At 54.9% G+C, this 10,495-nt stretch carries 8 protein-coding genes; 5 read left to right on the top strand and 3 right to left on the bottom strand.

The window, feature by feature from the left end; genetic code table 11:
• Positions 1–2,333 (top strand): Gldg family protein (locus RMSM_RS06825; RefSeq protein ID WP_040764496.1); only part of this gene is annotated, 2,333 nt, incomplete at its 5' end.
• A 12-nt stretch (positions 2,334–2,345) separates the two neighbouring features.
• The gene (locus RMSM_RS06820; RefSeq protein ID WP_008693375.1) at positions 2,346–4,436 is read left to right on the top strand and encodes a DUF4340 domain-containing protein; all 2,091 of its coding nucleotides are present in this window, start codon (positions 2,346–2,348) and stop codon (positions 4,434–4,436) included.
• A gap of 227 nt (positions 4,437–4,663) precedes the next feature.
• Here the strand turns inward: RMSM_RS06820 and RMSM_RS06815 are convergent, their stop codons facing one another.
• Positions 4,664–5,188 (bottom strand): tRNA (cytidine(34)-2'-O)-methyltransferase, encoded by a 525-nt coding sequence (locus RMSM_RS06815; RefSeq protein WP_052031533.1) that lies wholly within the window; start codon positions 5,186–5,188, stop codon positions 4,664–4,666.
• Here RMSM_RS06815 and RMSM_RS06810 point away from each other — a divergent pair.
• Genes RMSM_RS06810 through nagB form a run of 3 tightly spaced genes read left to right on the top strand, consistent with a single transcriptional unit; the run spans position 5,187 to position 8,215 of the window.
• Positions 5,187–5,957 (top strand): hypothetical protein, encoded by a 771-nt coding sequence (locus RMSM_RS06810; protein ID WP_008693372.1) that lies wholly within the window; start codon positions 5,187–5,189, stop codon positions 5,955–5,957. The two genes, RMSM_RS06815 and RMSM_RS06810, sit on opposite strands and share 2 nt — an antisense overlap.
• Positions 5,935–7,431 (top strand): HD domain-containing protein, encoded by a 1,497-nt coding sequence (locus RMSM_RS06805; protein WP_040764494.1) that lies wholly within the window; start codon positions 5,935–5,937, stop codon positions 7,429–7,431. The genes RMSM_RS06810 and RMSM_RS06805 overlap by 23 nt, the downstream gene beginning before the upstream one ends.
• Before the next feature lie 13 nt (positions 7,432–7,444).
• The gene (nagB, locus tag RMSM_RS06800) at positions 7,445–8,215 is read left to right on the top strand and encodes a glucosamine-6-phosphate deaminase (protein ID WP_052031532.1); all 771 of its coding nucleotides are present in this window, start codon (positions 7,445–7,447) and stop codon (positions 8,213–8,215) included.
• A gap of 495 nt (positions 8,216–8,710) precedes the next feature.
• Here nagB and RMSM_RS06795 read toward each other — a convergent pair whose 3' ends face one another.
• Positions 8,711–9,691: a Gfo/Idh/MocA family protein gene (locus RMSM_RS06795; RefSeq protein WP_008693368.1), complete on the bottom strand. Its 981-nt coding sequence runs from the start codon at positions 9,689–9,691 to the stop codon at positions 8,711–8,713.
• 55 nt (positions 9,692–9,746) lie between these two features.
• A partial coding sequence (locus RMSM_RS06790) for a cysteine desulfurase family protein (RefSeq protein WP_040764492.1) occupies positions 9,747–10,495 on the bottom strand: 749 nt, incomplete at its 5' end.

The raw sequence follows: 10,495 nt of genomic DNA, 5'->3' as shown, positions 1-10,495 counted from the left end.
CGGTCGGCTTCATCCTTGGCGCCCTCTTTAACGCCCCACTTGCGTTTGCCTCGCTGGCCGATTCGATCAGCCCCAACAAACGGATTGCCGAATGGTTGGCCAGCAGTGGAATTGCACGTCCGTTTGACGATTTCGGTCGCGGCGTGATCAGTTTGTCTGCCGTCGGCTACTTCGTGCTTGTCGCCGCGGTCGCCCTCTACGCGACGATGGTTTTGATTGGGCGACGCCACTGGACCGGCGGCAAAGATGGAAACACGATGGCGTGGCACTATATTGCTCGCGTCTTGGCACTGATCGTGATCACCGCCGGTGCGGTCACGCTGTTTCGAAACTGGGACTATCGCAAAGATTTGACCGAAGGCAAAGTCAGCTCGTTGGCCGGCGCCACCAAAACGCTGATCCAGGAATTGGACACCGATCGACCGATCGTGATCGACGCCTTTATTAGTGCCGATATTCCCGAGATCTACGCTCGTACTCGATACGAGTTGATCAACCTGCTGAAAGAATTTCGCAGCGAAGCGGCCAAGCGAAATCGCACGATCGAAATCAATCTGTACGACAATATCGAACTCTTCAGCGAAGAGGCTGCACTTGCGTCAGAGCGATTTGGAATCGAACCCGTGACTCGCATGGTGCGAGAGAAGGGATCGTTCCAACAGAAAGAACTGATCTTGGGCGCCGCGTTCCGATCGGGGCTCGAGAAGGTCACGGTGCCGATTTTTGAGTACGGGATTCCGGTTGAATACGAACTGGTTCGCTCGATCAACACCGTCGCCGAGGGGACTCGAAAACGGATTGGGATCGTTTCCACCGACGCTCGTTTGATGGGCGGTGTGGTGATGCAAGGGATGTCACCGTCGCAAGCTCCGAAACATCCGTTGGTCGAAGAACTGGCCAAGCAATATGACGTCGAAGAAGTGGATCTTGGCGCTCCCGTCACCGCGGGCATGTTTGACGCGATGATCGCGGTGCAGCCATCGACGCTGCCTCCGGATCAATTCAGCCGGTTGGTCGATGCCATCAAAGTGGGCGTTCCAGTTGCGATCTTTGAAGATCCGATGCCGGTGTTTGACCAATCCATTACGCCAACGGGAATGCCCAAACAGTCGCCGGGTAGCATGTTCGGTGGCGGCGGTCCGGTGCCTAAGGGAAATATCCACGAACTCTGGGATGCTCTCGAGATCGAATCGCCTGGAACGCCAGGGATGCAAGGATTGTTCTCGTCCGATTTGGTTTGGCAACAATTCAATCCGTACCCCAATTTGGAACGGAATATCAACGAGTTGTGGATCTTTATCGACGAGAATGCACCTGAGGTCGAAGAGGGCGAGGCGCTCAGCGAAAACAGCGTCATCACGTCGAAGCTTCGCCAAGTGTTATGCCTGTACGCCGCATCGGTTCGAGCAAAAGACAACTCGACTCTGAAGCACACCAAGTTGATGTCCACCGGAGGACGCAGCGGTTTATTGGCGTTCAACAAGGTGCAGCAGATCATGCAGGGGGCGACCACGGTTGCTCGCGAAATCGATAGCGTCAGCCCCGGATTGGCAGTCGCGATGACGATCGAAGGAGCCGCTGCGGCCACCGCTGAAAAAGCCGGCGACGATGACGCGGATAAGGACGATGACGCGGACAAAGAAGCCGAGAAAGCCGAGTCGCCTGCGGCCGCTCAAGGCATCAAGGCGGTCTACGTGGCAGACACCGACATCATGTCACCAGTCTTTTTGCAGATCCGAGCCGATCCCAAGCAAGCTGCGGATATGCGTTTCCAGTTCCAAAACGTGACGTTCATTTTGAACGCGATCGATTGGTTGACGGGCGAAACCGACTTTATCGAGGTGCGAAAGCATGAACCGATTTTCGCGAGCTTGCGAATGATCGACTCGGTCAAGGAAATCGCCAGCAGTAATGTCAGCAAGCGTAGTAAGGAATTCCAAGACGAGTATGACGAGACCGTTCGCGAAGCTCAGGAAAAGATGGACACCGAGCTGAAGTCACTTCGCGAAGAGCTGGAAAAACTGCAGAAAGAAAGTGCCAATGGACGCGTGCCTCCGGATAAATTGCAAGCCAAGGTCCAAGCGTTCCAAACGCTTCAGGAACGCGAGCAAACTCGTTTGGAAGTCAAGATTGCCAAGAGTGAACGTGATCGCGAACAAAAGATCGGTGACATTCAACGTGAAGCCGACCAGAAGGTGACTTGGATTCAAAACCAAGTCAAAGCCGCAGCCGTCGTGCTGCCTTGTATCCCACCATTGATCATCGGTGTGATTGTATTCGCCTCGCGGCGATTGCGTGAACGAGAAAACATCAGCAAAAGCCGTTTGAAATAGTGAGATAGAGTCGTGAACGAAGGTACGAAAACAGGAATTTTTTGGGTCGTTGCGGTCGTGATGCTCGGCATCGCGACGCTAGTGGCATGGCCCCAGACAAACGAAAGCGAAACCGGCGGATTCGTCGGTAAACCGCTATTCGAAGAATTTAAAGATCCGTTGACAGCGGCCAGTTTGAAAATTGTCACCTACGACGAAGTCGATGCGACGCTGCAGTCGTTTGAAGTTCGTCGGGACAAGGAATCAGGCCAGTGGACGATTCCTTCGCGAAAAGGGCCGAACAACAAGGGCTACCCCGCCGACGCGGTCGACCACATGAAAGAGGCAGCGAACTCGCTCGTCGACTTGAAAGTGCTCGATATCCAATCGGAAAATCCTGAGGATCACGAGGGGCTTGGCGTTGCCGAGCCGAAGCTCGAAGAACTTAAACGTGGCGATGAAGGTGTCGGCCGCTTGGTGACGCTGAAAGATGAATCGCAAAAGACGTTAGCTTCTTTGATCATTGGCGACAAACTGAAAGACGATCCTGAAAAAGTTTACGTCCGTAAACCGGGCCAAGATCCGGTTTATGTGGTCAAACTTGACGACACCCCGCTGACGACTCGATTCCAGGATTGGATCGAAGAAGACCTGTTGAAGCTAAGCAGCATCGACATCGACACGATGGAAATCAAGGACTACAGCGCCAGTCTCGGGGCCAATGGCATTTCGTTGCAGCGGAACTATGTCGCCAACGTTGTGATGGACGGTTCGCAGTGGAAGCTTGATAAATTGATGAAGTATCCCGAGAACAATCCTTTGGGCGAACCGACAGCGGTTGCGGTCAAACCCGGCGAAACGCTCAATGCGACCAAGTTAAACGAGATGAAGAACGCGTTGGACGATCTGAAGATCGTCGACGTTGTTCGCAAACCGGCGGGCATCAGCGAGAATCTACGCGCCGATAAAGATCTTGTCTCGGACCAAGAGGCTCTCGAATCGCTGGCGCGTCGTGGATTCTATCCGCTGCAGACCTCCGACGGCGGCGAATACGAAATGATCTCGGCGAACGGTGAATTGACCGTCTCGCTGAAAAACGGCGTTCAGTACCTGCTTCGTTTTGGCAACGTTTCTGGATTGACCGACGAAGCGGACCAGGAGGCCAAAGAGGGCGAGGAAGCGACAAGCGGCGGTGTGAATCGCTACTTGCTGGTCACCACGCAAGTGGATGAATCAAAATTTCCCGCACCGCAATTGCGAGAGATCCCGCAAAACCTTGATGATTTGAAGAAGTTGTTGGGCGAGACCGAACCGAAGGCGGATCCAGCAAGTTCCAACGAGACCGAAGAAAAAGAAAAAACTTCCGAAGCGGAGATGAAAGAAGACCCGACGGCGGAAGAATCCGAAGCTGCCGAAGAAGGCGAGCCTGCTGAAGAAACCAAGCCTGCCGAGGAATCGAAGCCTGCCGAGGAAATGAAGGCAGAGGAAGCGAAATCCGAAGACGCAAAGGCAGACGAGCCCAAGGAGGCAGACGAGCCCAAGGAGGTTGAAGAGGTCGAGGCGGAGTCAAGCGAAACGCCTGCGGAATCGGGTGAGAGCGAACTCGAAGGCTCCGGCGAAGCCAGCGGTCAAGGCGAAGCTCAGGAGGAAGTCGCAGATGATGCGGAGGACGATGCTGAGTCAGAAGCCGAGCCCGCAGCTGTAGAGAATGCCGAAGAAGCCAAGGCTGACAAGGATTCGGTTGACAAGGATTCGGCTGACGAAAAACCAGCCGCTGAAAATAAGGATGCTGAGAAGGATGACGCTGCGGATTCCGAACAGCTAAGCGAAGAAGAGATGCTCGAGAGATTGGCTTCGGAACAAGAGAAGATCACGAAAGCCAATCAGCGGATGCTGGACGAGCGAAAAGACAAGCTCGAGGTGGCACGTCGAGCGGTTCGAGATTTGAATGCTCGTTTTGCCGATTGGTACTACGTGATTCCCGAAGAAACCTATCGCAAGCTTCGCCTCAGTCGTGAAGAGTTGTTCCAGAGTGACGGGGCTGAAGCCGCAAACCCCGCTGCCGGTTTCCCCGGCGGCGCCGGGGCAATGCCGCAGTTCAACTTCGGCCCTCCGGGACAGTAGGAACATCTGTTCGCACAAAGTCGACAACCTGCCAACGCTTCCAGGATCCAACGCCTGGGAGCGTTTTTTTTTTGCCTGATCGGTGCTGCGTGACTAGCAACACACGATAAATAGGCGTTGGCTAGGGACAGCATCGAGATCAATCCGCTCAGCGCCGCGAACGAAGCGGCTTGAAGAATCAAAGCAGGCCTGTCGGCATACATCGTAATGTCAAAATGATTGGCGACTTACTCGCCGAGGCTTCGCACTTGCCGTTGGTGTTCGTACAACACGATGCCGGCGGTGGTGGCAAGATTCAAACTTCTCACTTTGCCGGTGGTGGGGACCCGCAGTGCGTTCGGTGCGTCGCGATCGAGGATCGATTCGGGCAACCCTGACGACTCGCTACCGAAGACAAACACATCGTCGTTTTGAAAGCTGGCGTCCCAGATCGTCTTGGTGGCGAACCGTGAAAAATAGAAAAATCGGCGTGGCGAGAGTTTTTCGGTCAAGGCATCCCAATTGACCACCTCTTCGATCATCAGGTGCTTCCAGTAATCCAAACCTGCCCTGCGGACGTGCTTTTCGTCCAATTGGAAACCTGCGGGGTGAACGATCCACAACTTGGCTCCCACCGCGACGCAGGTTCGCCCAATGTTGCCGGTATTCCCAGGAATCTCAGGCTGGTACAGTACCACATGTGCCGACGGTAAAGTCGCTATACTGTCGCCTTTCCCATGACACGGCTCCTGCTTTTCTTGATTCTGTTTCATGCCGATCCAAGTAACCTGTCCAAATTGTTTTAAGCGATTCCAAGTCAGCGATAAGTTCGCCGGCAAAAAGGGACCCTGTCCCGGTTGCAAGAGTACCATAGCGGTCCCGGACAAGTCCGAGGAAGTGGTGATTCATGCGCCCGATGACGGAGCGCCGAAGGATCGCAAGGGCGTCAGCGTCCTGAAACCGATCAAACGCACCGAAACGGATGTCACCCGCAAAGGCTTGGCCATCACGATCTCGGCGGTGGTCGCCGCTCTGGCAATCGCGATTGGGCTTCGCTTGTTCAGCGGCGAAGAGGGGCCCCCGCTGATTGCACAAATCATTGGTTTAATCGTGATTGCCCCCCCTTTGGTCCGTTGGGGGTACTCGTTTGTCTACGACCAAGAACTCGAGCCGTACACGGGAATCGAATTGCGAAATCGAGTGTTGATCTGCTCGGCGCTCTACGCCTCGCTTTGGATCATCTACGCGTTTGTCCCCACCTACGTGTTCGATCTCGAAAAGGCGTCGGAGATGAATTATATGACGTTCGGAATTATTCTGTGCGTGATGCTGGGGGTGGGAACGTTCATTGCCATGAACACGTTCGAAGTCGAAATGCTGGGCGGTCTGACTCACGCTGGACTGTATCTGTTGTCTGCGATCTTGTTGGCCTTGATCGCCGGCGTCACGTTGGCGGGAGTGGAAAGTCAGGAAGACGCGCGGCTCCGCGAAGCCGGATTGGCAATGCAAGTGAGATGGGATGACCGGCCGTATGATTCCTGAAGTCGCCCAGTTGAACCGAGCTTCTTCGCTGGTTCGCATTCCGCCGGCCGAAGGAGTCCCGATCTCGCCCCGCGTCAGACGCATCATCGATTCACCACCGATGCGTCGCTTGGCGTCAATCAGCCAGCTAGGGATGGTGGCGTTGGTTTACCCAGGGGCAACCCATTCGCGGTTTGAACATTCGTTAGGCGTTTATCTGAATTCGCTGCGGTTGTTGGCTCGATTCACCGGCGACGCGTCGCTGAACCCGCCCCTGGATGCTCGTTCGGCAGACGCGTTTGTGCTGGCGGCCTTGCTCCATGATGTCGGACACTGGCCGTATTGTCATCCGATCGAAGATATGAGGTTAACGGGATTCCGCGAGCACGAATCTCGCGTTTCCGAGTGGATCGATCAATCCGAGCTTCGGCAGTGCATCGAGCAGGATTGGTCGTGCGAGATCCAAGACGTCGTCGATCTACTAGAACCGGCAAAGAAATCCGCAGCATCGCAAACGAGTCCTATTCCGCTTGCTTTTCTACGCAGCTGTCTTAGCGGTCCGATCGACATCGACAAACTTGATTATTTGCAACGCGACAGCCTTCATTCGGGCGTCCCCTATGGCCGCAACTTCGACGTCGGGCGTCTGATTGAATCGATGTGCGTTCATCCGAACAAAGGTATATTGGCGATCGGTGAAAAAGGGCGAACCGCGGCCGAGATGATGGTGTTTGCTCGCTACGTCATGTTTAGCGAAGTCTATTGGCATCACACCGTTCGCTCGGCCACCGCAATGCTGCAGCGTGCCGTGTTTTTAATGAAGGACAAAATCGAACTTGAATCCACATTCAAGTTGAACGATGCCCAGTGGGTTACTCGACTTGTCGAAACCAGCAACGCTCTTCGCGGCACCTCGCTTGGGAACCCCCATCCTCTTGTCGACGGATTGTTTGGTGCCCAACGTCGGCTCTACAAACGAGTCGCTGAATTTAACGCCATCGATGCGGTCGAGGGTCAGTCGGTCGAAGTGCATCGTCAAATCGCCCGACGTCCCTATTGGTGGTTGGTTGCCGCAAGTGAAAAATTGGCCACTCGTGTGTCATCAATGACTGGCGAAACAGTCGTTGCCGAAGACATTCTGATTGATGCACCGCCAGTTAAACTCGAAGTCGACATCAATGTCGATGTTATCCTGCGTGACGGCAGTTTCGATCCGTCCGCAAGTGACGCCGATGTCAATGTTGATGTCAGTGGCAATGCGGATGCCCGAGTCACTGAAAAACAGAGTCGACCACCGCTCGGGGTGACGCTGGCGAACGTTTCGCCGGTTGCACGCGCCCTGGCACGGCAACAATTCGACGATCAAGTCAAACGGGTTCGCGTGTTTGTGCATCCCGACAAACGCGACATGATGTCCCGAGCCGTTCGTGCTCATGGCGATTGGTCTCAACTCTTGATCGATGTGGTCCAAAGTGTCGACAACGAGATCGTTTAACTCTAGGAGTGACATGCACAAACCCGCCTCAAATTCAACGAATGCTCACGCTGCCAAAGTTATTGTTTGTACGGATGCAGCAACGGCATCGCGCACCGTGGCAAACATGATCGTCGCTGCGGTCAATGCAAACCCGTCGATTGTTCTCGGCTTAGCGACCGGTGGAACGCCGACTGCGACCTATGCGAACATCGTCGAAGACTTTCGATCCGGGAAAGTCCATTTCAAGAATGTGACCTCCTTCAATTTGGACGAATACATCGGACTGAGCGGAACGCACCCCCAGAGCTTTCGCCACTTTATGCAATCCGAATTGTTTGATCACATTGACATTGATCCGAACAACACGTTTGTTCCCGAGGGCGGTGCAAGTGATCCTGACGCGCACGCCGTCCAGTACGAAGCCCAAATCGCTGCTGCCGGAGGCATCGATCTGCAGTTGTTGGGAATCGGTCACAATGGGCACATCGCCTTTAACGAACCCGGGTCGTCACCCAGCACACGAACGCGTGTGGTCGAGTTGACACCGTCCACCATCGAAAAGAATGCCCGCTTTTTTGCTTCGGTCGACGAGGTGCCCAAGACTGCAATTACGATGGGAATTGGCACCATCCTAGAAGCGAAACAGATCCTCTTGTTGGCCACCGGCAAAGACAAAGCCGAAGCGGTGCGTCGGTCGCTAAAAGATGCAGCCAGCGAAGATGTTCCCGCATCGTGGCTCGAGCAGCACCCCGATGTGACATTCGTGTTGGACGAGGCTGCCGCCAGCGAGTTGTCGGCATAAAGCGAGACGTTGGCAGAGCGAACGGCCGGTTCCTACCGGCCGACTTCATCGATCCGCACAGCGCGGATTTAATCGAGATTTAAATCGCCACGCTGTGCCGCGGGCCATAAGGCACCGGGTAGTGCGTTATACCCGGCCGCTGACGAGAACGTCCGGCTTAGGCCAGAGGCCGATACATCCTCTGCCGTGGCCGTAAGGCCACGGGATGTAGCGAATGAGCTGCAAAGGCCGGAGGCCGACACAATGACTGAGTAAATGTGTCGGCCTCCGCCCATGGATCTGCTGCATTCCAAACCGGTGGTTAATACCACCGGCATGAATTGTACCGGCCTCCGGCCTTAAAAAAAGAACGAATGCGAGTTGTTAGAGTCACCCTAAGCCGGACGTTCTCTGACGCGTCGCGGCTCAATAATTCAACAAGCCGTCAACGACTTCAGCTATGCTAAAAAGCACAAACGCCATAGGGATCAATGCTCGCAACAATTTGTTTTGCTGCTAGGTGTCGTCGTGGGCAATTTCCACGGATTCATGGATCGCATCGATCATGTGCTGGGTATCGAGAGCTTGTTGGTGATAGGCATCCAGAGGTTCGTCGCTGATGAATTTCGCGATCATCCGGCGTTCCTGGTTGCCTTCGAACGGAAACTGCTCGACGCCTCCGGTTGCATCATGGATCCAGCAGCGGGCGGGACGATCGTGCCAGGGGCGAGTGAAATCATCACACACCAGTGATGCGTCACTGCCGGCGACCTCGAACCACTTTCGCGTCGACGTGTCATAGCCACACGATAGCGTTGCCGTCACGTCATGGTCGAACCACATCATCGCGGTGATCCGCTGGGCGACTCCTTGCCGGACGACACGTCCGGCAACCACACGGTTGGGCAAACCGCCGGCGATAAACCTTGCCAACGAACAGACATACCAACCGAGATCCATTAAACATCCACCGCCCAAAGCCGGGTCGAGGCGATGTTCGCCGGTGATGAAGGGACGGAAAAACGAGACAGCGGCACTAATGTGTCCAATTTTTCCAAACCGGCCTTCGTCTAACCAGCGGCGAAACATTTCGGTCCGCTCGTGATGCAACCACCCGGTTGCGTCCAACAAGCGAACTCCATTGGCTTCACAAGCCAAGTGAACGGAAAGCGATTGTTTGGTGGACAACGTCAGCGGTTTTTCGCATAACACGTGCTTGCCCGCTTTGGCCGCCGCAATCGACCATTCTGCATGCATCGATGGCGGCAATGCAACATAAACCGCATCGACATCATCTCGTACCAATAGCGATTCGTAACCCTCCACCGCGGCAGCGATGCCATATTGATCGGCGTGCCATCGGGCTCGTTCGCTCGTTCGACTGGCGATCGCAGTCACTTCGGCACCGTCGGTCGATTGAATGTCGGCGACCAATCGCCGTGTGATCCGCCCCGTGCCGAGTACCCCAAAGCGTGTGATCGATCCTTCACCACTCATAAACACAGTCTCTTGTTCTGGAATTTCATTTGGTTGGGTTTGCGCGAATTAGCAGCTAAGATAATCGACGCAGTTTGGCGTGTGCTTCGATTAACCACTCCGCCGCCTGTTGGATCTGTTGCTCGGTGTTGAACCGCCCGATTCCGAATCGAACACTCCGTCGCGCTTCGGATTCGCTGAGCCCGATCGCGGTCAACACGTGACTCGGCTTTGCATCGACGCTGCTACATGCCGAGCCACTACTGAATGCGACCGATGGCGTTGCTGCCATCCATGCTTCGCCTTCGATCAATTCGAGTTGTAGATTCAAATTGCCCGCCAAGCGGTTGGGCGAGGCGAGTGGAATTCCATTCAGTTGGATGCCGTCGATCCCCTCGCACAACAGTTGGAATAGCTGGTTTCGCATCCGACCGATCTGTTCGTGATGACTGTCCATATCATCGACTGCCAATTCCAGTGCCGTTGCCATCGCCACAATCCCAGCGGAATTCAGTGTGCCGCTGCGCAGTCCGTGCTGCTGTCCGCCGCCGACGATTTGTGGCTTCATTCGCACTCGGCGATTGCCATTGCCGACCACTAGGATACCGGTACCTTTGGGGCCATAAAATTTGTGTGCCGCCGCACTCAGCAAATCCACATCAGCGTCGAGCATGTCCACCGGGATCCGGCCCACCGCCTGAGTCGCATCGCTGTGCAATAACACGCCACGAGCATGGCAGAGTTCGGCAATGATTTTCATCGGAGCGATCGAGCCGATTTCGTTATTGGCCCACATCACCGAAACGAGCGCGGTGTCGTCATCAA

Origin of the sequence: Rhodopirellula maiorica SM1 (assembly GCF_000346295.1) — a bacterium.
GTDB classification, from domain to species: domain Bacteria; phylum Planctomycetota; class Planctomycetia; order Pirellulales; family Pirellulaceae; genus Novipirellula; species Novipirellula maiorica.
Note: the sequence above shows the minus strand (reverse complement) of the source record. Positions and strands in the feature narration are given on the sequence as shown.

Excerpts from the sequence above, each read along its gene's own strand:
- RMSM_RS06810 (WP_008693372.1), top strand. The coding sequence starts at position 5,187 with ATGCCGATCCAAGTAACCTGTCCAAATTGTTTTAAGCGATTCCAAGTC.
- RMSM_RS06815 (WP_052031533.1), bottom strand. The coding sequence starts at position 5,188 with ATGAAACAGAATCAAGAAAAGCAGGAGCCGTGTCATGGGAAAGGCGAC.
- RMSM_RS06805 (WP_040764494.1), top strand. The coding sequence starts at position 5,935 with ATGACCGGCCGTATGATTCCTGAAGTCGCCCAGTTGAACCGAGCTTCT.
- nagB (WP_052031532.1), top strand. The coding sequence starts at position 7,445 with ATGCACAAACCCGCCTCAAATTCAACGAATGCTCACGCTGCCAAAGTT.
- RMSM_RS06795 (WP_008693368.1), bottom strand. The coding sequence starts at position 9,691 with ATGAGTGGTGAAGGATCGATCACACGCTTTGGGGTACTCGGCACGGGG.